At 38.2% G+C, this 23,670-nt stretch carries 17 protein-coding genes; 7 read left to right on the forward strand and 10 right to left on the reverse strand.

The genetic code is table 11. The annotated features are described in order from the left end of the window. Nucleotides 1–29: 29 nt before the first annotated feature. Together AADJ06_RS03100 and AADJ06_RS03105 are read right to left on the reverse strand one after the other, a co-directional pair. The gene (locus AADJ06_RS03100) at nucleotides 30–1,427 is read right to left on the reverse strand and encodes a Gfo/Idh/MocA family oxidoreductase (RefSeq protein ID WP_341224936.1); all 1,398 of its coding nucleotides are present in this window, start codon (nucleotides 1,425–1,427) and stop codon (nucleotides 30–32) included. Between the two features lie 138 nt (nucleotides 1,428–1,565). Beyond that, nucleotides 1,566–2,708, reverse strand: a complete 1,143-nt coding sequence (locus AADJ06_RS03105; RefSeq protein WP_341224937.1) for a hypothetical protein — start codon at nucleotides 2,706–2,708, stop codon at nucleotides 1,566–1,568. 357 nt (nucleotides 2,709–3,065) lie between these two features. Between AADJ06_RS03105 and AADJ06_RS03110 the strand changes: the two genes are divergently transcribed. The 3 genes from AADJ06_RS03110 to AADJ06_RS03120 all read left to right on the forward strand — a co-directional run bounded on the left by AADJ06_RS03110 (nucleotide 3,066) and on the right by AADJ06_RS03120 (nucleotide 8,007). Further along, on the forward strand, nucleotides 3,066–5,018 hold the full coding sequence (locus AADJ06_RS03110; RefSeq protein WP_341224938.1) for a DUF1592 domain-containing protein: 1,953 nt from the start codon (nucleotides 3,066–3,068) through the stop codon (nucleotides 5,016–5,018). A 107-nt stretch (nucleotides 5,019–5,125) separates the two neighbouring features. Further along, nucleotides 5,126–6,505: a DUF1552 domain-containing protein gene (locus AADJ06_RS03115; protein WP_341224939.1), complete on the forward strand. Its 1,380-nt coding sequence runs from the start codon at nucleotides 5,126–5,128 to the stop codon at nucleotides 6,503–6,505. Beyond that, a complete protein-coding gene (locus AADJ06_RS03120; protein ID WP_341224940.1) occupies nucleotides 6,505–8,007 on the forward strand; it encodes a c-type cytochrome domain-containing protein in 1,503 nt (500 codons plus the stop codon). The genes AADJ06_RS03115 and AADJ06_RS03120 overlap by 1 nt, the downstream gene beginning before the upstream one ends. Before the next feature lie 77 nt (nucleotides 8,008–8,084). On the opposite strand, the gene AADJ06_RS03125 is transcribed toward AADJ06_RS03120, so the two are convergent. The 3 genes from AADJ06_RS03125 to AADJ06_RS03135 all read right to left on the reverse strand — a co-directional run bounded on the left by AADJ06_RS03125 (nucleotide 8,085) and on the right by AADJ06_RS03135 (nucleotide 11,817). Next, on the reverse strand, nucleotides 8,085–10,328 hold the full coding sequence (locus tag AADJ06_RS03125; RefSeq protein WP_341224941.1) for a molybdopterin cofactor-binding domain-containing protein: 2,244 nt from the start codon (nucleotides 10,326–10,328) through the stop codon (nucleotides 8,085–8,087). 2 nt (nucleotides 10,329–10,330) lie between these two features. Then, a complete protein-coding gene (locus AADJ06_RS03130) occupies nucleotides 10,331–10,789 on the reverse strand; it encodes a (2Fe-2S)-binding protein (protein ID WP_341224942.1) in 459 nt (152 codons plus the stop codon). Nucleotides 10,790–10,899: 110 nt separating this feature from the next. Next, nucleotides 10,900–11,817 carry a helix-turn-helix transcriptional regulator gene (locus tag AADJ06_RS03135; protein ID WP_341224943.1) on the reverse strand — a complete coding sequence of 306 codons (918 nt, stop codon included), beginning with the start codon at nucleotides 11,815–11,817 and terminating at the stop codon, nucleotides 10,900–10,902. Nucleotides 11,818–12,018: 201 nt separating this feature from the next. Here AADJ06_RS03135 and AADJ06_RS03140 point away from each other — a divergent pair, with 201 nt between their 5' ends. The 3 genes from AADJ06_RS03140 to AADJ06_RS03150 all read left to right on the forward strand — a co-directional run bounded on the left by AADJ06_RS03140 (nucleotide 12,019) and on the right by AADJ06_RS03150 (nucleotide 15,276). Then, a complete protein-coding gene (locus AADJ06_RS03140; RefSeq protein ID WP_341224944.1) occupies nucleotides 12,019–12,483 on the forward strand; it encodes a nuclear transport factor 2 family protein in 465 nt (154 codons plus the stop codon). A 54-nt stretch (nucleotides 12,484–12,537) separates the two neighbouring features. Further along, the gene (locus tag AADJ06_RS03145) at nucleotides 12,538–12,978 is read left to right on the forward strand and encodes a nuclear transport factor 2 family protein (protein WP_341224945.1); all 441 of its coding nucleotides are present in this window, start codon (nucleotides 12,538–12,540) and stop codon (nucleotides 12,976–12,978) included. A gap of 66 nt (nucleotides 12,979–13,044) precedes the next feature. Next, nucleotides 13,045–15,276, forward strand: coding sequence for a molybdopterin cofactor-binding domain-containing protein (locus tag AADJ06_RS03150; protein ID WP_341224946.1), 2,232 nt, complete (start codon nucleotides 13,045–13,047; stop codon nucleotides 15,274–15,276). A gap of 3 nt (nucleotides 15,277–15,279) precedes the next feature. Here the strand turns inward: AADJ06_RS03150 and AADJ06_RS03155 are convergent, their stop codons facing one another. The 5 genes from AADJ06_RS03155 to AADJ06_RS03175 form a co-directional block, all read right to left on the reverse strand. After that, nucleotides 15,280–16,047, reverse strand: a complete 768-nt coding sequence (locus AADJ06_RS03155) for a CDP-alcohol phosphatidyltransferase family protein (RefSeq protein WP_341224947.1) — start codon at nucleotides 16,045–16,047, stop codon at nucleotides 15,280–15,282. Between the two features lie 286 nt (nucleotides 16,048–16,333). Next, entirely contained in the window at nucleotides 16,334–16,771 is a 438-nt protein-coding gene (locus AADJ06_RS03160; protein WP_341224948.1) for an SRPBCC domain-containing protein, read from the reverse strand. A gap of 100 nt (nucleotides 16,772–16,871) precedes the next feature. After that, complete coding sequence (locus tag AADJ06_RS03165) at nucleotides 16,872–17,447, reverse strand: Crp/Fnr family transcriptional regulator (RefSeq protein ID WP_341224949.1); 576 nt, start codon at nucleotides 17,445–17,447, stop codon at nucleotides 16,872–16,874. A 45-nt stretch (nucleotides 17,448–17,492) separates the two neighbouring features. Then, a complete protein-coding gene (locus tag AADJ06_RS03170) occupies nucleotides 17,493–18,482 on the reverse strand; it encodes an LLM class flavin-dependent oxidoreductase (protein ID WP_341224950.1) in 990 nt (329 codons plus the stop codon). Nucleotides 18,483–18,637: 155 nt separating this feature from the next. Further along, nucleotides 18,638–22,705, reverse strand: a complete 4,068-nt coding sequence (locus AADJ06_RS03175) for a ThuA domain-containing protein (RefSeq protein ID WP_341224951.1) — start codon at nucleotides 22,703–22,705, stop codon at nucleotides 18,638–18,640. Between the two features lie 163 nt (nucleotides 22,706–22,868). Here AADJ06_RS03175 and AADJ06_RS03180 point away from each other — a divergent pair, with 163 nt between their 5' ends. Next, nucleotides 22,869–23,582, forward strand: a complete 714-nt coding sequence (locus AADJ06_RS03180; RefSeq protein WP_341224952.1) for an NUDIX domain-containing protein — start codon at nucleotides 22,869–22,871, stop codon at nucleotides 23,580–23,582. Nucleotides 23,583–23,670: the final 88 nt, after the last annotated feature.

Consider the following 23,670-nt stretch of genomic DNA (forward strand, 5'->3'; position numbering starts at 1 on the left):
ATAATTGGTCGATAGAATGTTTAATTGATTTAACTAATAATACTTAATGGTTTGGTGCTTTTCCAGTTACCTCTAGTAAAGTCTGGGAAAGGCTGGGGTGCTCCATCTGTAGCCACAGAGCGTTCGCTAAGTGGTGAAACTGCACTCCATAGGCAACCTTCATAAACGTTTTGGTCTAAAGGCTGTCCGTTTTGAAGACATTCTACTATACGATACATCATCATACCGTCCATGCCTCCATGTCCACTGTCTTTGGTTTTCTGATTTAGCCTTTTGTATAAAGGATGGTCATATTTATCATAGAGTAATTGAAGCTTTTCACCTTCAATCCATTGGTGATGGCTTTCTGTAGCTCCTTCAAAACCTCCTTCTAAGGCCACACGTGTAGGAAAACCAGCTAGTGTACCTTTGGTGCCCTGTACTAGATTTAATCTAGAATAAGGGCGTGGGCTAGTTTCGTCCCACTGCACCATTACGGTTCTACCCATATTGGTTTTTATGATAGAGGTATTTAAATCTCCTCCTTTGTAGTTTAATTTATTCCATTTATGGTCAGAGCCATAGTTTTTTTCGGCGTATAGTTTTCTACCTAATGATGGCGTAGAAAAAGAAACTAAACTTTTAAAGGTGTCATCTGTACGGCCTATATTCATATACTGAGCCACGGGTCCTAAACCATGTGTAGGATATAGGTTACCGTTACGGTTGGCATAATGCGGTGTACGCCATGAGCCGGTGCCGCGTTCTTCTTCTTTCATCTGGAATCTTAATTCATGTATGTAAGCTGCTTCTGCATGAAGTAGCTCTCCTACCACACCTTGGCGGCACATGTTTAAGTACATTAGCTCGTCGCGGTCGTAGTTAACGTTTTCCATCATCATACAGTGCTTTTGAGTAGCTTCTGATGTGTCCACTATCTCCCACATTTCTTGTGTAGTAAGAGCTATAGGAACTTCTATAAAAGCGTGGGCACCTTGTTTCATCGCTTCTATAGCCATAGGTGCATGGTTTGACCAGTTGGTGGCTATAAATACCACATCAGGTTTAACATCTTTCAGCATTTGCTTCCATTTGTCTTCCGCACCATAGTAGACTTTTACATTCTTATGTCTTTGTCCTTTTCCTATTTCTTTGGCCTTTGCCGCCCACTTAGTGGCATTATCTTCATATAAATCAGAAATGGCTACGACCTCTGTACCTTCCAAATCTGCAAAGAATTTCATATGTCCTGGACCTCTAGCACCTACACCTATAAATGCTGCTTTTATGGTAGGTAATTTAGGGGCCGCAAAATCTCCCATATAAGTAGCTGCTGCTGTTCTAGCAGAATGGGCTTCTGCATTTTGTGCTACTAGAGCGGCGGCAGTTATTCCGGCTGCTGTAAGAGAGGTCTTTTTTATGAAGTTTCTTCTGTTGATATTACTCATATATTATATAGATTGGGTTGAATTTTTAAATACGCAAAGTCAAAAGCTCAAAACATGGCTTTAAAGCTTGAAATGACCTTGAATTATTAAATTTATTTAAAAATAGAATTTATGACTTAGAATGCCTTATCAAATCCATTATTCTTTTGAAGAATTAATTAAATCCCAGACCATATCAGAATAGTCCTCTTCACTCACTCCTGTTAGTTTTTCCAAGGTTTTATAGTAATTGGCATTCCCTTTTTCATAGGGACCACTGTTCAGGAATTCTAGTACAGCTGAAAACCCTATTTCCTTTTCCAGTTTCTCTATAATTAAAGCATTCGCCACGTAATCAACCATTAAGTGCTTCTCTTGGTTTTCTCCAAAATTCTCTTGGTGCTCTTTATAATACTTCCAGTCAATGTCTTTCCTGTCGGCATAAGTCGTTATAAATTTGGTTAAAATTTCTTCCCAAGTGTAGCCCCAGCTGCCACCATATAAGTAGGCACAGCCTTCGTCTACGGGTCTATTCGTTTTTCTTCGGTTCACAGCCAAACCTAAGCGTTCATGCCATAGGTCATGTGTGTCAAACGTTTCAAAGCCTGGGTTTCCGTTCCCATGAATAGCAATAGCACTATTATTTAAAGAAGCCATAGTAGAGGCAAAGCGTCTCCCATTATAGGGAGCTAGGTAATTTATACCAATAAGATTAAAAACATCGCTTAAGTTTTCCGTAAGGTAAATTGAAGTGCTCTTTTCAGGAAGTTTAAGTTTGGTATCAATTTCGGTAGTTTTCTCTACAAAGCTTGTGACATTTTCTAGATTCAAATTGCCTAGGTAATAGAAGGTCGTATTCTGCATTATTTTAGACTTCCAGTAAGTGGTGTTTCTTCTTAAAGGAGTAGAGAATTTAAAGGAGTCTGCTTCTTTATGAGCAATTAAAGTCAACTGAGCTTTTTGATAGCTTTCATCATTCCTGATTTGTGAATATACCAATTGAATAAGGTATGATTGACTGTCTAGTTCAAGCATACTTAATAGGTAAGGTTTAAATGTGTTGGCATCTGTTATACCTTTTATTTCATCCAAAAGTAGGAGGGTAGCCAGCTTTTCATCTTTAAGGATGGTTTTATTCTCTTTATCACCTTTGTCTGCCGCAAACAAGAATTCGTTTAGCGAATTGTGAAAAAGACCTTTTTCTAAACTATCAAGAGGCATTTTGACATGGGACTGAATAATGACTTGAGCAGTACTGCTGAGCGAGCTAATAAGAATAAGTAGGAGTAGTTTTGATTTCATGTCTTAAGTTTTTGGTTTATTTAAACCATAAAAATCAAGAGATAAAAAGAGTTTTGATGTTAACGCTTTTGAAACAAAATGTTATTAGTTGTTAACATTTTTCTTATTTGTACTAATTGAAGTGAAGCCTATTGGAATTTAAACTATCGGCGATTTTCCTTTCGAAAACTCAGTTTTTTTTTAGATGATTTCAATATTTTATTTGACGAAAATAAGTGCCTAAGTATGGCGAATATTAATATTTCTGGGTTTTAGGTCATCAAAACTTCGCCTCATATCGATTCTATTGAGGGCTTTCTTTTTTAGAATTGAAAGAATATGTTACTTTAATCCTATTCAACCTATCAATTCAATTTATTGCAAACTAAAATTTTCATATTCACAGTACTGTGCTTTGTGAACCTGGCATATGCAGAAGAGCCTCCTGTCATTACTTATGAAAAGGACATCAGACCGCTATTGCAAGGTGAGTGCATAAAGTGCCACAATACAAACACTGCAAAAGGTGGAATCAATATTGATAATTATAAAGAACAAGCACGTGTAATTCAACGTGGTTCTTTTTGGCTGGAGGTTTTGGGAGTTATCAAGGATAGGTCTATGCCGCCCAAAACCGAGAAACCACTATCTGAAGAGGTTTATCATAAATTGGTAACAGGAATTGATGCCATTTTGCAGTCTTCTTTAAAAGATAAAACTCCTGGTAAAATAGTAATTCGTAGGCTTTCACATGCAGAATACCAATATACGGTTTTAGATTTATTTGACGTCAACTTTGATGCCGCAGGCTATTTTCCTTCTGATGGTTCGGGCGGGGGAGGTTTTGATAATCAAGGCCGTGCTTTGTTTTTTACTCCGCTAAAGCTTGAAAGATACTATGATGCTGGTAGCCAGATAGTAGACGAAGTATTAGCAGATAATGATAAATGGAGTACTGTGGTGCCTTTTGCTTTTAAAGCAGGTGGCTGGGAAGGTTTTAAAAACTGGCTAAGAACACTTTTTTCTGATAAATATGACTATTTGAATGATGCTGATTTAGCTGCAGAAAAGGTGATTGATAATATTGCTACTAAAGCATATAGAAGGTTTTTGAAGCCAGAGGAGAAAATCAAGCTGATGAACCTATTTACCTCGGTCTATGATTCTAAAAAAGATGTTCAAAATCCTTTACGATTTAATGAAAGCATGGCTCAGGTTTTAAAGGCTGTAATGGTTTCTCCGAATTTTCTTTATAAAGTGGAGGAAGAGCCACAAAAAGAAGGAGCTTATCCTTTAAGTCATTTTGAAGTGGCCTCCCGTTTATCTTATTTCTTATGGTGTAGCAGCCCTGACCAAGAGTTGTTTGATTTAGCTTACGCTGGTAAGTTGCAAGATTCTACGGTTTTAGCAGGGCAAGTCAAACGAATGCTAGCAGACCCAAAGTCAAAACGTTTTGCGGAGAACTTTACGGTACAGTGGCTCGGTATTACCAAACTTCTGGACACAGAGCCCATGGTAGATGAAGAAATGTTTCCAGAATTTGATCAAGATTTAAGGAAGGATTTATACCAAGAAGCGGCCTCATTTTTCCACCATGTGCTTACCAAAAGTAAGAATTTGCTTGATTTGGTGAATAGTGATTATTCCATGCTGAATAAATCCTTAGCAAGTTTTTATGGAATTGAAGGCGTTGAAAATGATGATTTCTTAAAAGTTGAGTTTGCCGATAATAGAAGAGGTGGTGTTTTAGGAATGGCCGGTGTGCTGGCCACCACATCTATATCTACCAGAACAAGTCCTGTGCTAAGAGGAAAATGGGTTATGGAACAGATATTGGGCATATCACCACCACCACCACCGCCGGAAGTGTCGGCCTTGACGGAAGATAAAAACATTCATGAAGCTCTTGGTTTAAGAAAAATTTTAGAAATGCATAGGGCAGATCCAGAGTGTCAATCATGTCACGAAAAAATGGACCCATTAGGTTTAGGTTTAGAAAACTATGACCCCACCGGGCAATGGAGAACGTCTTATGAAAAGGTGAAGATTGACGCCTCAGGAGTAACTGCAGACGGGCAGGAGTTTGACGGGCCAGCAGAATTGAAGAAAATATTACTAAAAGAAGAGAAGAAGATTGCTCGTAATTTTTCTAAACGAATTTTGTCGTACGCTTTGGGTAGAACTATCCTATTTACGGACGAACCCGCTTTAGTGAAATTAGAAAACACACTATTAAAGAATAATTTTAACCCTGAGCCATTTTTGATAGAGCTGGTAAATAGTTATCCATTCTTGATGAAACAGAATGATTTTGAGAAGAAAAGTATATGATGTTGGATGCCAGATGTTCAGGTCTTTAGTCTAATATCTTTTGTCTAGAAGAGTAAAGCTTATGAAATCCACTGTTTAAAAGAAGTCAAATATAAAAAGTATTAACAATGGCAAAAAGTTGGCAAATATCTAGAAGAAGGATGCTCCAGGGAATAGGAGCCACCATAGCTTTACCTGTTTTAGAGGCAATGGGAAAGCCTTTTAATGCTGCAATAGCGGGAAAATCACCCGTGCGTACTGCTTTTTTCTATATGCCTAATGGCGTGCATCCAGACCATTGGAATCCTACTGCGTATGGAAGGAACTTTGAATTGACACGTCAATTGATGCCTTTGGCAAAGCTTAAAGGGGATGTTTCTATTCTGAAAAACTTAATGAATAAGCATTCTATTTTTAAGGGTGCTGATGGGCATTATGCTAAGTCTGCTAGTCTTCTAACTTGCGGTCAAATTCGTCAAACCATTGGCGATAACATTTTCAGTGGAGGCGTTTCCATTGACCAGATTATGGCTAAAAAACATGGTTCGGAGACGCTATTTCCTTCTTTAGAATATGGCTTAGATAGAATTACAACGGGAGTAGATATTAATGTTGGTTTCACAAGGCTTTATGGCTCTAGTATTTCATGGAAAAATGCACAGCAGCCAATGACCAAAGAAATTGACCCAAAACTAGCTTTTGATAGGTTGTTTAAGTCTTTTGTGCCTGGAGCGAATACGAAAGACGACCCATGGAAAAAGAGCATTCTAGACACGGTCTTGGAAGATGCTAATTCTCTCAAAAGAAATTTAGGCCGCTCAGACCAAGATAAATTATCAGAGTATTTAGAGTCTATAAGAAGTGTAGAAAAACGAATTTTGAGTGAAGACCAACGCGAGAAATTTGGTTCAAAAATTACCGCGGATATTAAAAAGGAATTAACGAGAGTTAATCAAAACATTGAAGAATATCAAGAAATGTATGCTGGAGTAGACATTACCGAGAAAACACGATTGATGCTTGATATCATGGTTTTGGCCTTTTGGAGCGATGCTAGTCGCGTTTCTACCTTTATGTTTGGTAATTCTGTTAGTAATAGGAGCTTCTCTTTTCTGGAAGGTGTGAAAGGAAATCATCACTCTTTTTCACATCATATGAATAAAGAGGAGCTAATGGAACAATACCTTAGAATATCGGTTTGGCATGTAGAGCAATACGCCTATTTTTTACAAAGACTAAAAGATATTAAAGAAGGCGACAGTACGCTTCTAGATAACTCTATGGCTGTATTTGCCTCTGATTTAAGAGACGGGAACAGGCACTCTCCACGTGACTTACCTATCATTATTGGAGGTCATGGCGGTGGAAAGCTAAAACAAGGTCAAAACCTAAATTTTAAAGAGGAAACACCGTTGGCAAACTTATATTTGACTATGCTTCAAAGTCAAAATTATGATATGAAGCAGTTTGGTGATAGTACTAATACTTTAAGCCCTTTAGTAGCTTAATGAGAAGAAAAATTTATAGAAATTTAGAGGGCTTTTTTACCAAATGGTGGGTAATTGTAGCCATAGTTCTTTTTGGGATTTCATTTTCGATTTTTAAGGTTTATGTACCTACAGACGTAGGGCCTGTTTGGTTATCTTTGGGTAGGCTTCATCCTATTATTTTGCATTTTCCGGTTACCTTAATTTTCCTTATCGGAGTGGCAGAAATCTTAAAACTTTTTGGTATCAGCTATGTTCCTGAAAGGGTTTTGTTTTTTGTCTACCTTCTTTTATTGGCCTCTACATTTGCCTCAATAATTTCGGGTTATTTTTTGTTTGCATCAGGTGAGTATTCTGGTTATTTGTTAGACCAGCATTTTAATGGTGCTCTGGTTACTGGTTTTTTGGTATTTATGAGTTTCGCCTTATTCTGTTTAAAATGGAAACTAAGAAGGTATAGCTTGCTTTATGTATTTATAATAGTTTTAGCGAACGGTGCGGCTCTATATACGGGCCATCAGGGTGGAAACCTGACACACGGACAAAACTTTTTAACGGAGTATTTGCCTTTGATAGGTTCAGAGGTAGAAATGGAATCAAAAGTAGACTCCAATCAATACCTCTACGAAGATATAGTACAACCTATTTTAGAGGCAAAATGCGTAGGCTGTCACTCTACTTTACGGGCTAAGGGAAACTTTTCTGTCAGTTCTTTTGAAGATTTGTTTAAAGAAGGCAAGAGTGGGAAAGTAGGTCTAAAGCATTACCTGCCAGATGAAAGTGAGCTTTACCTTAGAGTGATAATGCCAGACACTGTGCCGGACCGTATGCCCCCCGCAGGTAAAACACCATTAGACGAAAAGGAAATTGCCATTTTGAAATATTGGATAGCCAATGGAGCTAAAATGAAGCAAGGTTTGGCAGATAGTACTACAGCGGATAGTACCAAAGTAGAGATGCAATTGCTGGTAAATCAGTTAGAGCCAGCACTAAAAAGGTACCGTTTTAATGTGCATAAATCGAAACTGAATGCAGAAAAACTAGCAGCAGAATTGGAATATTTGGCCACCGATATGGAAGTGGTGATTAAAAGAGATGAGGAGGCAGAAGGTGAAATGTATACACTTTCTAATACTTTTCCGCCAGCACCTTTTGATGGTGAAAAGTTGGCTCAGTTAAAGCCTTATTTAGATGTATTTACCAAGGTTTCTTTAGTGTCGTCTCAGATAGATGACGCAGATTTGTACATCATAGCTCAAATGAGCAATTTGAAAGAGCTTTACCTCCAAAAAACAAAGCTAAAGGGTAGCGGATTTATTCATTTAAGTCAGTTAGAAAACCTCAAAGTTTTAAACGTGTCTTTCACTAAAGTGGACGACAAAGCACTCTTAGACTTAGTGAAGTTTCCTGCTTTAAAAGAGGTTTACACCTACAGCACGGAAACCACCAAAGACGTAATCATAGCTTTACAGAAATATAAACCTACCCTGCAAATTCATGCGGAAGAGGGGCCGTATTTTTAGTTCTTGTTGGAATTAGTACAAAAAAGAGGCTGTCTCAAAAATTCGAGACAGCCTCTTTGACATTAAAGTATAAGCTTTTAGATATTCTCCATTTCACTTAGGAAAGGCTGATTATAATGTCTTTTTCCTGTGTTTTTATAAAGAGCATTAGCTACTGCACCAAATACCGGAGGGAAAGGCGGTTCACCTAAACCCGTAGGGTCAATCTCGTTTTGAACAAAGTGTACTTCAATTTTCTTTGGAGCTTCATTATGACGAATCATACGATAGGTGTCAAAATTACTTTGCTCTGGCACGCCATTATTATGCGTTAATGCACCATAAAATGATTGACCAATTCCATCAACCACGGCACCCTGTACCATATTTGTGGCTGCGTCAGGATTAATAACCACGCCGCAGTCTACAGCAGAAAATACTTGTTCTACATAAGGTTGGCCGTCTTTTGAAACCATGTCTACCACATGAGCGGCGTATGAGTTATGACAGAAATAGGCAGCCACTCCACGGCTATATTTTCCGTCTTTGGCGGTAGTCCAGTTAGATTTTTCTTTAACTAGTTCTAGTACCCCAGCATACCTTTCTGCATCATAATCGTTATTCTCACCTACAGGATTTTCTTTGGCACGTTTTAGCATTTCTAATCGCATTGCTATGGGGTCTTTGCCCATAAGTTCAGCTAATTCGTCTAAAAAGGATTGCTCTGCTGCTGCATTGAAATTAGAACGTGGGGCTCTAAAGGCTCCAATGGTGACATTAGAAGGTATTTCCCATGACTCAGCCAAATAGTTATCTACTGCACCAGCCGGGAATCTATTTGCATGAATAGGACTTTCTGGAATTCCGCCACCTTTTACATGAAAGCCTATTAAATTCTTATTGGCATCTAAAGCCGCACGATAAGTAGCCGTGTACATAGGGCGGTAAATGCCGTAGGTCATATCATCTTCTCTAGAGTAAATCAATTTGACAGGAGACTTAACTTTTTGAGAAATTAGTGCTGCTTCATAAGCATATTGGGCGTAAGCCCTTCGGCCAAAACCACCACCCATTCTGGTCATCTGAATCTCAATTTTCTCAGGGGGTAGTTTCAAAAGCTTAGATAAAGTAGGTTCCATCCACGCAGGTGCTTGAATAGGACCGGCCACTAAAGCTTTGTCGGCTTCTACATGAGCAAAGAAGTTCATGGGCTCCATGCAGTTATGTGCCAAAAACGGTGCACTATAGGTGCGTTCTAAAACCTGAGCGGCCTTTTTAAAGGCCGTTTCGGGGTCGCCATCTTTTCTTAGTTCTCTAGCTGGTTTATTGGCATATTCGGCCATCAGATCGTGCTGTTTGCTTGTAGACTCAAGTCTTGCTGGTATAGTAACTTCTCTTTGTCCACCTCTGCCATTTATGGTTTCTTTTATTTCACCAGCCGCCTCCCATTGTACTTTTAAGGCTTTTCGGGCATTCATCACTTCCCAAGTAGAGTTACCTACTATGGCAATTAGCTCATTGAAAGTACGGGTGTCAAAACCTCCCTGTACAAAATCATCATCATATAATTTGAAACTAAAAACATCTTTAATGCCTGGCATTTTTAGGGTTTGACTTGCGTCAAAAGATTTTAATTTCATACCAAAAGCAGGAGGATGCTGAATCATAGCTGTCAACATTCCTTCAACCCTATAATCCATTCCGAAAAGTGGCTTACCTGTCACCACTTTTGTTCCTTCTACATTTTTCTTTGATTTGCTGACTATATTGAAGTCTTTAACCTTTTTGGTTTTAGCATCTTTCGGTACAGGTAGTGTAGCTGCTTTGCTTGCAAATTCTCCGTATTTAGCCGATTTTCCATTTGAATGCGATAAAACCCCCTCTTTGACCTTGATTTGGTCTGTAGGTACATTCCAAGTTTGGGCTGCGGCTTCCAAAAGCATTTGTCTGGCTGATGCTCCTGCAGCTCTTAACGGTTGCCAGTACATTCTTATAGAATTACTTCCTCCTGTAAACTGGGGGCCTAATTTGACATTGTCATGAGGTCCCATTTCTACCTCTACATCTTCCCAAGCCACGTCTAGTTCTTCCGCTACCATCATGGGCAAAGAAGTCATTACGTTTTGCCCAAATTCAGGGTTTGGACAGAATATTTTTATGCTATTATCAGCTCCTATTTTAATATAGCCAGTAAGTTCAGACCATTCTTTAGGAAGGTTTAATTCTGCCAATGCTTCTGTGGCTTTAGCTTCAGAAAACCAATTGAAACTTAACATCAATCCACCTCCAGCTAGGGCAGATGACTTTAAAAATGAGCGTCTGTTTTGTTTGTTATTTTTCATCTTTATTTGGCTTTTGATGCAGTTTTAATGGCTTCTTTAATTCTCAAATACGTGCCACAGCGGCAAATATTACCACTCATGCTATTATCAATATCGTCATCACTTGGGTTCGGATTGCTTCTTAATAAAGCAGCCGCAGACATTATTTGACCAGATTGACAGTAGCCACATTGAGCCACGTCATGTTCTATCCAAGCTTCTTGCACAGGGTGAGATGCATCTTCAGATAAGCCTTCTATAGTCGTGATTTCTGCTTTACCAACCGCCGAAACTGGCAATTGACAAGACCTAACAGCCGTTCCGTCAAAATGAACAGTACAAGCCCCGCATTGTGCTATACCGCAACCGAACTTGGTGCCAGGCATATTGAGATGGTCTCTCAGTACCCAAAGCATAGGAGTAGCCGGGTCAAGGTCTACTTTCTTTGTTTTTCCATTAATATTTAAACTAAATTTCGCCATGGTTGTCTGTTTATTTTATAAAACCTATTAAGTCAAATCTTATTACAATTTAAAAAAAGATAATTAATTAGGGCTCTGCTCATGCCCCTGCTAGGAACAATGAGGTTCTCCTAGTTTAAGCTCCTAAACTCATTAGGTGTTTTCCCGACACGCTGCTTAAACACTCTGGTAAAATGTTGTGGGTATTTGAAACCTAGTTCGTGAGCTATTTCGCTTACCGTTTTGTTAGTCTCAAACACTTTACTCTTAGCCACTTGTATGGTCTTATTTAAAATATACTCTTTGGCGGATTTCCCTGTTTCTTTCTTTATTAAATCACCAAAGTAATTGGCAGACATGTTTAATTCATTTGCAAAAAATGCTACAGATGGCAGGCCTATGTTTTTGGGTTTTCCTGACTTGAAATATGCGTTTAACATTTCCTCAAAGTTCGCCATTATTCCATTGTTTACGTTTTCGCGAGTTATAAATTGTCGGTCATAAAATCGCTCACAGTAGTTTAAAAATAATTCAATATTTGCGGCTATGAGCTTTTTACTATGCTTATCTACAGTTTGTTTTAGCTCGTATTCTATTTTGGCTAAACTGTCCAAAATCATTTGTCTTTCATCCTCAGAAACGTGTAAGGCCTCATTGCTTCGATAATTGAAAAATTTATAATCGCCAATGTTTTTCCCTAGGGACGTTCCGTTTAAAAAATCTGGATGAAAAAATAGACCATAACCTAATGGTTGATAAGGAACTTTTGTGTTTTCAATTTCTACTACCTGCCCAGGAGCAAAAAAGACGAGCGTACCCTCTTGATAATCATAATGATGACGCCCATATGTTAAATCTCCACATTTAACATCTTTCAGGAAAACAGCATATAAGCCATAATTAAATCTTACGGATTCTGCATCTCCCCAGTCTCTGAGGTTAGCCTTTGAGAAATCTATTACTGTGGCTAGAGGATGTAATGTTTTATTGTTATTAAACGAATTCCATTTGCTAACCTTATCAATGTCAATGTCGACAACTTTTTGCATATCTGCTTATTTTAAATCCTTATCAAATTTAAGCTTTAATAAATACTAGTTTCTTTAATCAGTAAAAATGGTAGAGGATACAGTAGTTTATATACGATAAAGTGTTTAAAAGGAAGCGACCTTTGTTTAAGAGTAAGTATCAATTGGCTTCTCAATAATTTAAAAAAGGTTTAGGCAGTTTAATTATTAAATAAAAAAAGTATGAAAAAAGTAAGAATCGTTTCTTTAATGTTTCTATTAATCTCTTGCATTTCAGTAATTTCTTATGCTCAATCACCTTCAAAAATTGAGCAAGAAGTTCTTCAATTATCAAAAGATAAATGGGAGTGGATGGCCAATAAGGATGTGGTCAAACTAGGAGAGTTGTTTGATGCAAAAGCAAAATTTGTACACATGAGTGGTTCTTGGAAAACTGATAGAGAATTAGAGATTATTGAATCTGGTAGCATCTGGTATAAAGAGGCCATAGTGCACGATTCGGCAGTTGAAGTTTCAAAGAAAACGGCAATAGTATGGAACAGAATTACCCTGGTGGCTCATGTAAGAGGAAATGACGTTTCTAACGAATTTACGGTAACAGAGGTTTATCAGAAAAAACACGGAGAATGGGAAATGTTAGGGTTAACGTTTAGTAGCGTGAGAGATACACATCAGATTCAGAAATAAATAAAAAGAAAGAATAAACAGGTAATTATTCCATTTACAAAACCTAAATCAACAATGAAAAGAACATTATTAATTATATGCCTTTCGATAATTGGTCTTCAAACGGCCTTTTCGCAGAACACCGAAGATGAAATAAAGAAGCTATCTAAAGATAAGTGGCAATGGATGGCTGACAAGGATGTTGATAAACTAACGGAGCTTTTTGATAGCCAAGCTATGTTTGTACACATGGGAGGTTCATGGGGCAAAGAAAGAGAGTTAGACATTATTAAATCGGGTTTTATACATTATGAAAAAGCCGATATTCACGAAGTGTTTCCGCCTATTGTTATTGAAAACACAGTCATTTTGTTAAATAGAATTACACTTTTGGCTGTAGTAGGTACGCAAGAAGTGAGTAACCCATTTATGGTGACTGAGGTGTATGTAAAAGTAGGAGGTAAGTGGAAGATGGGTTCGTTATCTTTTTCTAAGTTAATGACGCCTGGCGAGTAGCATTGAGCTAAGTTTATTGACATATAATATATTTTCATTTTGAGTATTGTGTTTTAAATTGTTGATATGAAAAGCATTAAAACTAATCTTAATCGTCGCTCTTTTCTTAAAACTTCGGTTTTAGCAGGTGGTGGCATACTTTTGAATATCTCTTGGCTTTCAGCCAAAACAAAAGAAGGTGTTATAGATGGTCAAAAGGAGTTTGTAGAGTTTAATGCTTTTATCAAAATTACACCTGATAATGTAATTGAAATAATGTCGCCAAATCCTGAAGGCGGGCAGAATATCAAGACTTCTATGCCAATGATAGTGGCAGACGAATTGGATGCCAACTGGGAAAATGTGGTGGTACAGCAAGCTGATTTGGACACCAAACATTATACACGTCAGTTTATTGGGGGCTCGCAGGCTATTCGTCAAGGATGGAAAATACTAAGAACAGCAGGAGCCACAGCTAGAGAAATGCTTAAAATGGCCGCCGCTCAAACTTGGGCTGTTCCAGTAAATGAAATCTCTACCTCAAAGGGTATTTTAAGCCATAAGAAATCAAATAAAACGGCTACTTATGGAGAAATGGCTACGCTCGCTGCCAACTTAGAAGTGCCTGAAAATGTTAGTCTTAAAAAACTTGAGGATTTCCATATTATAGGCACCTCGGTCAAAAACGTGGAAGGTGTAAACATTGTGACGGGAAAGCCACTTTTCGGTATTGACACCTTTAAAGAGGGTATGAAAATAGCCATGATAGTTCACCCTCCTGCTTTTGGGATGAAACTCAAATCTTTTGACGCTTCTGTGGTCAAACAAATGAAAGGGATTGTTGATGTTTTTGATATCAAAATCTTTAATGATGACTATGAGAGAACCTTCTTTGATACCCTAACTTTTAACGGAGTAGTAGCCATAGTAGGTGAAGATACCTGGTCGGTTATGAATGCGAAAAAGGCGTTAAAAGTGACCTGGGAGCCATTTGAGGCATATTTATTTAAGCGAGACGCTTTTGGACGTAAGTCTACAGTAACCGTACCTTCTGGTTTAGAAAGTACAGATGTTAGCTTGGCAAAAATGGAGGAAATGGCATCTAATCCTGCCAGAGAAAAAAGAAAGGATGGAGATACAGAATTGGCGTTTAAAAACGCAACAAAAATTATAGAAGCCTCTTATTCAGCTCCCTTTTTAGTGCATAATTGCATGGAACCTATGAATTTCTTTGCTCACGTGACTGAAGAAAAAGCAGAAATGATAGGACCTTTACAGAAACCAGAACTTACGGAGCTGGCTCTTTCTGCAAGATTGGGCATGCCTTTAGAGAAAATTGACTTTAAAATGACACGCTTGGGTGGGGGATATGGCAGGCGTTCTTACGCTCATTGGGCCATAGAAGCCGCTTTGATTTCTCAGAAAGTAAAAGTACCCATCAAATTGATATATAGCAGAGAGGATGACATGACCGCTGGTATTTACCGTTCTACCTATTTTGCAAAGTATAGGGCTGCTTTAGATAAAGAAAATAACTTAATTGGTTTTCATGTAAATACAGGAGGAAATCCTGAATCTCCTTTATACGAAAACAGGTTTCCGGCAGGAGCTATTGACAATTATTTGGCAGAAGATTGGGAAATAGCTTCCAATATTACCACAGGGTCTTTCCGTGCACCACGGTCAAATTTTCATGCCGCAGCCGAACAATCTTTTTTAGATGAAGTAGCTGAGGCGGCAGGCAAAGACCCTATAGACTTTAGACTGGCATTGCTTAAAAAAGCTAAAGAAAACCCCGTGGGAGATAGAAATGATTATGACTCAGACAGGCTTGCCGGTGTTTTAGAGTTGGTCAAAGAAAAGTCTAATTGGGAATTATCAAAAAAGACGAAAAACCTGGGCGTATCGGCTTATTTCTGCCATAATTCCTACGCCGCCGTGGTTATAGATTTAGAAATCATAGATGAACAACCAAAGGTCAAAAATGTTTTTTGTGCCGTAGATTGTGGTATAGTTATTAACCCTGATGCAGCTAAAAACATGGCTGAAGGAGCCATTATAGATGCTTTAGGAAATGCTTTCTTTGGTAAAATTAGTTTTAAAGATGGAGTGCCTGATAAAAGTAATTTTCATCAATATCGCATGATAAGAATGCAGGAGACTCCGCAAAATATAGAAGTATATTTTGTAGATAATAAACTTGACCCAAGCGGTATGGGTGAGCCTACTTTCCCGCCAGTATTTGCAGCGGTGGCAAATGCCCTTTATAAGGCTACTGGTAAAAGGTTCTATCAGCAGCCCTTTGCAGATAAGATTTAGAATTTACCTCAAACCTTTCCTCACTAAAATCATAAAAGGAAGTAATACGGTATAGCCAATGAAAAAAGGAATAATCAATGTCATTTTTCCAAAGGCAAGAAATAGAGCAATAATCAAAAGCTGAGAGCCAAGTCCATAGATGGATACTAGGCTCATAAACCAATTGGGATAGTTTTTTGAGCGATGAGCGTTGTTATCCAGAGCTTGAATAGTACGGTCAAAAAAGCTGTACAGCACCTGAAATATTAGAAACATTGTATTGACAGTACTTTGTTTTTCGCCCTCAAACGCCTTTGGAGCTTTTTGCTCAAAAACTTTGCTGGTTTGGTCGCCATCCACACTGATGTTTCGAAGAATGACGTAATAGTAATTATACAATGTGCCCTGTAGCTGAACGCAAAAAAAAGCTAATATCGTTAGCCATAGCGGTGAATAGCTTAAATAACCAATAACTAGTAAAAGCATTAAATTCAGGATAATGTCAAAAATGCTATCTAAGTATCTGCCTGTATAAGAGGGTGTATTCTTTTGTCTGGCCAACTCGCCATCTGCCGCATCAAGAATTGACTTTAAGATTAGAAAAACTCCTGCCAAAACGAAATAGCCTTTAAAAATACAGTAGACAGCCAATAAACCTGATACACCAAAGGCCAGTGTAAGCTGAATGGGCGTTACTTTGGTATTGATTACAGTGGAAACAATAAGCTTAGCCATAGACCGACCGTAATCAGAGAAATCTAGGAACTTATTGTCAGGAGAAAGTTTAGACATTAATAATCAATAGAGTGTCAATAATATATGCTCTTATTTAAGAGGTTTTAATACAACACGTATGAGGCTAGAAAGATTGCATTTGGCAGATTATAGCAGCAGGAAGAAGTTGTACTTCTTTTAAATCATTTTTCATTACCTGTATTTTGGAGCTTTTAAAGTTTAGTTAATTATTGGTAAATACTGAATAATTAGGCTGACTGAGTTTTCTCTGATTATTAAAAACTAGCCAAGTAAGTAGGAAGATACTATTCGAAGCAAATCCGATGTTTTTTGGCTATTCTAACTAAGCCTTTTCGGCCAATTGCTTTAACTTTTCATTCATTGCTATGAAGCCATGTTTAGTGTTTTTGTTCAATTGTGATTTGAAGAGGGGTACCAATATTCCCTTGAAAATTTCACTTTGATTAAAGGTAGTAGTTCCGTTTCCGTGGTCTAGAAGTTCAAATTTATGTGTTCCATCAAATATCCCAGAAAATAGAAGGTGTCCTAGCCAGGTCAATTCCTTATTCTTAGCAAAAGTCAAAACCTTGGGTTTGAACGTCATTTCGCTGGAATTTTGGGGAGCTATTTTAACTGTGATTTTTTGACCTACGGCTACCTGACCACTAATTGATTTAATAAAAGGATTCCAACTAGGATATGCCTCAAAATTGCTAAGAATGCCCCAAACTTTTTCGGGAGATGCGTTTATCGTAATTTCAGTTTTGATTTCGAATGCCATTTTTTATTTTTTTTTATAAGTAATTGCGAATAGCTATTTGTCTTTTGACACACAAATATCTAAACCAATTAGCTCCCTGTAATTGACATAAATCAAGAAATCAATCGAGTTGTTTTCTTCTTATCCTGCTGAAGGTTTCTGGCGTCATACCCAGTAAAGAAGCAATGTGTTGGAGTGGAACCTGATGGAATAATTCTCTATTTTGCTCAAAAAAAGTGTTATATCTTTCTTCTGCAGTCATAGAGAGGTGTCCAAAAATTCTATCTTCCATAAGCGTAAAACAACGAACAATAAATAGCTTTTCTAAGTGATGCCATTCTGGGATAAGTGTACCAATTCTATTATAATCATCTCTACTGATAGCATAGCACTCAGTATCTACCAAGGCTTGAATATTCCACCTAGAAGGGGTTTCAAAAACTAAACTAGAAAGGTCGGCCGCAAATTGACCTTTAGAGGAAATCCATTGTGTAATTTCTTTATCCTCCGTTTCTACAAAAACTCTCAAGAGCCCAGACTGCACAAAGCCCAATTTATCTGACTGACGTCCCGCTCTCAAAAAGTAATCCCCTTTCTTTATGAAAAGGGGTTTGAACAATGCACTTATTTCTTTAAGTTGGTCTGCTTTTACCACACCAAAGTAAGATTTTATGTATTCTTCGAGTTGGTTTGTCATATTTGATTCAATTTATTTAAGAATTGAAATAGACGCTTAACTTTCTCATTCCAAAGCCTCCTTCAAAATACTAAATGATTTCAGTTTAGCCTCCAAATCATAGATGTGCGAAGTGACTATGAGTTCGTCAATGGCAGTGTCTTCTATAAATCCGCTTACCTTGGTTTTGATACTTTCTTTGTTTCCCACAAAAGTGCAGGCCAGCATATTGTCCACGGCGTTTTTGATTTCTGGAATCTGATACCCTTCCGGAACTTCCTTTAGTGGTCGGAGCGGTCTTCTGGTGTTCGTAATAATGCCTATTATTAAACTTATTAGGCTGTTTAAAAGAATGGTAGCCTCTTCCTCGGTGTCTGCGGCTAAAACGTTAACACAAGCCATGACATAAGGCTTTTCCAATGCTGAAGATGGTTTGAAATTACTCCTGTAAATGGCTATGGCCTGTCTAAACTGGGCAGGAGCAAAGTGAGCGGCAAAAGCATAAGGAAGGCCAAGTTTTGCTGCTAGATAAGCACTGTCTGTACTAGAACCAAGAATATAAAGCGGAACATCAAGTCCTTCACCAGGAAAAGCACGAACCTTTGCGGTACTGTTTTCTTTGCTGAAATATCGCTGTAAATGTCCAATGTCCTCTGGGAAATTTTGAGAAGAATTCATGTTATTTCTTCTTAAAGCCCAAGCGGTTTCTTGGTCAGAACCAGGAGCACGCCCCAAACCTAAATCTATTCTATCAGGATACATGGTTTCTAAAGTGCCAAACTGTTCTGCTATAACTAGAGGACTGTGGTTTGGAAGCATTATTCCACCAGAGCCTACACGTATTTTACTGGTTTTTCCGGCCACATGACCTATCAAAACAGAAGTGGCTGAACTGGCAATATACTCCATGTTATGATGCTCTGCCATCCATATTCTCTTGTAACCCAAGGATTCTGTATGTTGGGCTACTTTTACAAGGTTATCTATAGCAATCTTGTGGTTTCCGCCGTCTATTACCGTGGCTAACTCAAGAACAGAAATCGGTATTTTTTTCATAATTGTCGATGATATCTATATAAAACCTCAAAGCTTTTTAGAAAGTTTGCTAGAGCTGAATGAATGTTTAAATCTTAACAAATGAGCCTTCAACTACGAAAAAAAGACGAACCTCATTTAGAGATTCGCCTTTTTAAACAAATGATTAGTTTAGGTTACTTCATCTTCTCAGCCGTAACATCAAACATGCCCATTAGGCTACCTTTAAGGTTTTGCTCATCTTCTTTTTTTAGCTCTACATTAAGGTCATAATTCATCATATTGAAATAGATGGTTACGCTATCTTCAGTTTCTTCCACTTTGTCAAGAACTACAGCTTCCGAACTGGCTTCTGCAGATGTGATAGTTCCTGTCAATTCGCCATCTTTTCTTTCTAAGTTTAGCACTAATTCAGCGTCTCCCTGAGGAGTACCTATGAAGGTAGTCTTCCAGTTTCCTGCAAAGAAATCAACTTTTTCAATCACACGTTCCGATGTCACATCTATCATGTTCATCAGTTTACCTGTCAGGTTATTGTCACCTTCTTTGCTTAAAGTCACGTTAAGATCATAGTTCATCATATTAAAATAGATGGTGATGGCCTCTTCTGTTTCTTCTATTTTATCTAATGCCACAGTTTCTGCATCTGGCATATCAGGTGTAATACTCCCTATCAAGTTTCCATCTTTTCTGGCAATGTCTAAAAGCAATTTGACATCTCCCTGAGGAGTACCTACAAACATGGTGCTCCATTTTCCTACAAAGAAATCAGTATGATTTGATTTTGGAGCTTCTATTATTTCGCCCTCAGCTAACATTCTAAGTTCAATACCCATCACCACCATCATTGATTGCGAACCCGGTTCAGGATTCACAAAAACGGCATAAAGGTCTTGTAGTTTGCCTTTGGTTTCCTCAGGTAAATTAAGGTTAGCTGTAATGAATTTTGGTTCAAAACTCATGGCTTCACTTGGTTCTAAAAACTCAGTTTGCCCTATTAGCTTACCTTTGTCACTGCCTAATCTTATTTGAACACGTCCACCAGCGGCATTTAGCTGCGGTTTTGGTGCAGTAGCTGCAAATTCTATTGCTTTAATTCCTGAAAGGTCAACCTGCTTTAAGACCATATATGAACCATTTTTTGAAGGAATAGCTAGTTTATTTCCACCAAAAGCCATTTTGTTAACGTCTTCATACGCATCAAAGTCGTGAGGTCCTAATTTAGAATTTCTTAATACAAAAGACTGCTCAGAACGAAGAGAAGGCATGCCCATGGCACCTTGGTCTTCGTAAGAAGCACGTACTATATACACGCCTTGTCCTTTGTCTGCAGTAGGTACTTTGGCCGCAAATATTCCTTTTACAGGAAGCGTTTTGGCCGCAGCCTTTTCATTTGCAATATTTAAAATATACTTAACCATCTCAGAAGCATCTTCTGTAGACAATGAAGGGTGCCCCGCCATGGCTGTTTCTCCCCAAACACCACTTCCGCCAGAAATTACTTTCTTGGTCAATGTTTCTAAAGCAGTATTATCGCCTTTGTATTTATTAGCAACCTCGGTATAATTTGGGCCTATAGATTTTTTGTTTTTGCTATGGCACGCCATACAATCACTTCCTTCTATCAGTTTTCTGCCTTTGGCAAAAGCAGCAGATGCATCCGCAGAACGGTGTCCACGGGCTATGTCAACTTTATCAAAGCCTTCGGCCAAATAATCAATGCTCACAGCTACTTGGTCTGGTTCTATTCCGTTTGCCAATGAACCGTCTTCTTTGTCGGTCACTTTAATATCGTAGTCAAACGTTCTATTTGCCACAAAAAAGCTTTTGTTGCTATTCGGCATTTCTAAGCTCACTACTGGAGGTTCATTACCTACAGTCACTTCCATGCTTTGGCTGTTTGCCCCGCCTTTTCCGTCTTTTACGGTCAATTTTACTTGATAAATACCAACTTCCTTTAGGGTTAATTTTGCATTTTGACTGTTTACAGCTGTCGCAAAATTATCACCAGTAATTGTCCAGTTATACGTTAATGGGTCGGCATCTGCATCAACAGTACCATCAGAAGAAAGCACAAGATTAAAAGGAGCTGCTCCGCCTAGTTGGTTGGCAGCCATCTGAATTTGTGGTTGACGATTACCACCATTGTATTCTATTCTAATCAAGCGAGCATCGTCATTGCCAGTAAACCAACCAGACCCGTACTCCAACATATATAAATCACCGTTGTCGGCAAATACCATATCCATTGGGTTACTGAATTTGTAACTTGGCATAAAACGCTCCATTGATTTTAAGTTTCCTTCTTTATCCATAGTCACGGCCATTATCCAGCCACGCATCCACTCATATTCAAAGAACTTACCATCGTAATATTTAGGGAAAGCTCTTTCAGCTCCTTTAAAATCTTCCGAATAGAAAACTGGACCAGCCATGGCGTTTCTTCCGCCAGTACCTACTAAAGGAAACTCTGGGGACTCTCCATAAGGATACCATACAAAAGCGTCTTTTGCTGGAGGAAGTACCTCTAAGCCTGTATTATTTGGAGAGGTATTCGTCGGAGCAGCTACATCCCATTTTTCTAAGGACTTTTCGTTGGCAAAATCGTACTTGTTATAAGCTTTATTATTTCCTACAAAATGTGGCCAGCCAAAATTACCTGCCTTACGTGCTTGGCCTACTTCGTCGTGTCCTGCAGGGCCTCTGCCTTCTTGGGGGTCGTTGGCATCAGGACCAACTTCGCCCCAATAAACAAACCCAGTATGCTTATCTACCGAAATACGGAATGGGTTACGGTGTCCCATGGTATAGATTTCAGGTCTTGTTTTGGCTGTTCCTTTGGCAAATAAGTTTCCTTCTGGAATAGTATAAGAACCGTCTGGCTGCGGGGTAATTCTTATGATTTTACCTCTAAGGTCATTTGTATTTGCAGAAGATTTTTGAGCATCCCATGCACTTCTTCCTGGTCTTTCATCACTTGGGCTATAACCATTTGAGCCATGCGGGTTTGTGTTATCACCTGTTGATAAGAATAAGTTTCCAGCTTTATCCCATGCTATGGAGCCTCCTGTATGACAGCACTCTTCTCTTTGCGTAGGGATTTTTAGCATCTCTTTTTCAGAGTCCATCAAAAGCTCGTCGCCTTTCATGGTAAATCTAGAAAGTACATTGAACGACCCTTTGGTAGAGGAGTAGTACATGTAAATCCATTGGTTTTTAGCAAAGTTTGGGTCTTTGTTTAATCCCAAAAGCCCGTCTTCAGCTACTGCTTCTTTCCCTTCAGCACTTACGTACATTTTGCTCACAGGAATTTTGGCTATAGTTTTTAGTTCCTTGGTTTCATTGTTATAAAGCCTAACTTCTCCTTTACGCTGAATAAAAAGAACACGGTCTTTGTCTAAAAGTGTAAGCTCCATTGGCTCATCTAATTTGTCTTTCAAAATCACTTTCGTAAATCTGTTTTCTTCGGGCCTTGATTTTGAAAAGTCAATGCCTTTAGGAGAATTTCGGCCAGTGGCGTATTTGATACCTGCGTATAAATGATTTAAGAAAAGAGGCTCAGAATAAGTTTCATCTGTATGCCCCATGGACGTGTAAAAAGAGCGACCGCCGTCAAATTCCTGATACCAACTCATAGGGTGATTATCACCATTTGTTCCTCCTATATAAGAACTTTCGTCAATTTTTAGTACTACGTTAATCTTATCAGAGATATTTTTGAAAGCATAAAATTCGTCACTTCTTTCAAAAGATTCAGGCATTCCTGCGGTCAAGGAATTTTTCTCTGTCACATAGTAACGTCCTTTTTGAACATTACTTGGTGTCATTGGATGGTCTTGAAACCAGGCTCCAGCCAATCTGTTGTACCAAGGCCATTCATATTCTGTATCGGTGGCAGCATGAATACCTATATAACCACCGCCGGCTTGAATATAGCGTTCAAAAGTAGCTTGCTGTTTGTCGTTAAGGATGTCGCCTGTGGTGTTTAAAAAAACTACGGCATTGTAATTCTTTAAGTTTGACTCGGTAAAAAGAGTGGCGTCTTCTGTAAAGCTTACAGTGAAGCCTTTTTCTTCTGCCATCTTTTTTAAAGCGGTTTGGCCAGCTTCAATAGATGCGTGCCTAAATGCTGCTGTTTTGCTAAAAACTAAGAGGTTTAGTTTTTTCTGAGCTACGGCCGACTGTACCATTAAAAGTATAGTCAAGGGTAGAATTAGGAAGAATTTGAGCTTTGAAAATCTCATAGTAGTAATGGTTAATTTTATTTCAAGCTTAAAGGTATTAAGAAAAAGTTTATTGTCTATTTTTTAGACATTAAATTTGTGTAAGTTTATATTTGAATAATGAAATTCTAATTAAACGGTTCATAAAGTAGATAGCGGTATTTTTGGGGATAATATGGAAGGAATGAAATTGTTTAAAGCAGAAGAGTATATAAACCAACTCTCTATAGATTCGGTAGTTTTTGGTTATAAGAATAAAGAATTGAAAGTTTTGGTAGCAAAGGTCCATTTTGATGGGGATTTCTGGTCTTTGCCTGGTGGCTTTATTTATAAGGAGGAAGGGACGGACTTGGCGGCAGCCAGAGTTTTAGAAGAACGAACTGGACTTAAAGATATATTTTTGGAGCAATACCGAGTATTTGGGCAGGAGGGAAGAAGTAACAATGTGCTTTTTGAAAGTCTCTTAGATAAACCTAAAAGTGATTTTTTCACAAAGGAAGATTACAATTGGCTGAGTCAGCGTTTTGTGTCTATTGGTTATTATGCCTTAGTGGAAATTGACAAAGTAAAACTCAGTAAAGGCGTTTTTGATGAAAAGGTGGAGTGGGTAGACTATAAGAAACTTCCAAATTTAATCATGGACCATGGTCTTATGGTGGAGCATGCTTTAGAAACACTACGTTTAAATTTTGATAGAAAGCTTATTGGTTTTAACCTACTGCCAGAAACCTTTACTATGCGTGAACTTAAAGAACTGTACGAAGCAGTTTACGATAAACCTTTTGCAAGAAACAACTTTCAAAAAAAGATGCTAGACCTAAATGTACTAGAGCGTTTAGAAAAAAAGTATACAGGTGCGGCTAATAAAGCTCCTTATTTGTATCGTTTTAAGCATTGAAACTAGCTTGTTCTTTTTGTGATAAGATGATTGCGTGTTAGATTAAAATGAAATTTTTTTTAAATAGATTGTGATGTTTTCTTACTAA

It is taken from the genome of uncultured Arcticibacterium sp., assembly GCF_964021845.1.
Classification (GTDB): Bacteria; Bacteroidota; Bacteroidia; order Cytophagales; family Spirosomataceae; genus Arcticibacterium.

Coding starts and splice junctions, on each gene's coding strand:
- AADJ06_RS03100 (WP_341224936.1), bottom strand. CDS start 1,427: ATGAGTAATATCAACAGAAGAAACTTCATAAAAAAGACCTCTCTTACA.
- AADJ06_RS03105 (WP_341224937.1), bottom strand. CDS start 2,708: ATGAAATCAAAACTACTCCTACTTATTCTTATTAGCTCGCTCAGCAGT.
- AADJ06_RS03115 (WP_341224939.1), top strand. CDS start 5,126: ATGGCAAAAAGTTGGCAAATATCTAGAAGAAGGATGCTCCAGGGAATA.
- AADJ06_RS03120 (WP_341224940.1), top strand. CDS start 6,505: ATGAGAAGAAAAATTTATAGAAATTTAGAGGGCTTTTTTACCAAATGG.
- AADJ06_RS03125 (WP_341224941.1), bottom strand. CDS start 10,328: ATGAAAAATAACAAACAAAACAGACGCTCATTTTTAAAGTCATCTGCC.
- AADJ06_RS03130 (WP_341224942.1), bottom strand. CDS start 10,789: ATGGCGAAATTTAGTTTAAATATTAATGGAAAAACAAAGAAAGTAGAC.
- AADJ06_RS03135 (WP_341224943.1), bottom strand. CDS start 11,817: ATGCAAAAAGTTGTCGACATTGACATTGATAAGGTTAGCAAATGGAAT.
- AADJ06_RS03140 (WP_341224944.1), top strand. CDS start 12,019: ATGAAAAAAGTAAGAATCGTTTCTTTAATGTTTCTATTAATCTCTTGC.
- AADJ06_RS03145 (WP_341224945.1), top strand. CDS start 12,538: ATGAAAAGAACATTATTAATTATATGCCTTTCGATAATTGGTCTTCAA.
- AADJ06_RS03150 (WP_341224946.1), top strand. CDS start 13,045: ATGAAAAGCATTAAAACTAATCTTAATCGTCGCTCTTTTCTTAAAACT.
- AADJ06_RS03155 (WP_341224947.1), bottom strand. CDS start 16,047: ATGTCTAAACTTTCTCCTGACAATAAGTTCCTAGATTTCTCTGATTAC.
- AADJ06_RS03160 (WP_341224948.1), bottom strand. CDS start 16,771: ATGGCATTCGAAATCAAAACTGAAATTACGATAAACGCATCTCCCGAA.
- AADJ06_RS03165 (WP_341224949.1), bottom strand. CDS start 17,447: ATGACAAACCAACTCGAAGAATACATAAAATCTTACTTTGGTGTGGTA.
- AADJ06_RS03170 (WP_341224950.1), bottom strand. CDS start 18,482: ATGAAAAAAATACCGATTTCTGTTCTTGAGTTAGCCACGGTAATAGAC.
- AADJ06_RS03175 (WP_341224951.1), bottom strand. CDS start 22,705: ATGAGATTTTCAAAGCTCAAATTCTTCCTAATTCTACCCTTGACTATA.
- AADJ06_RS03180 (WP_341224952.1), top strand. CDS start 22,869: ATGAAATTGTTTAAAGCAGAAGAGTATATAAACCAACTCTCTATAGAT.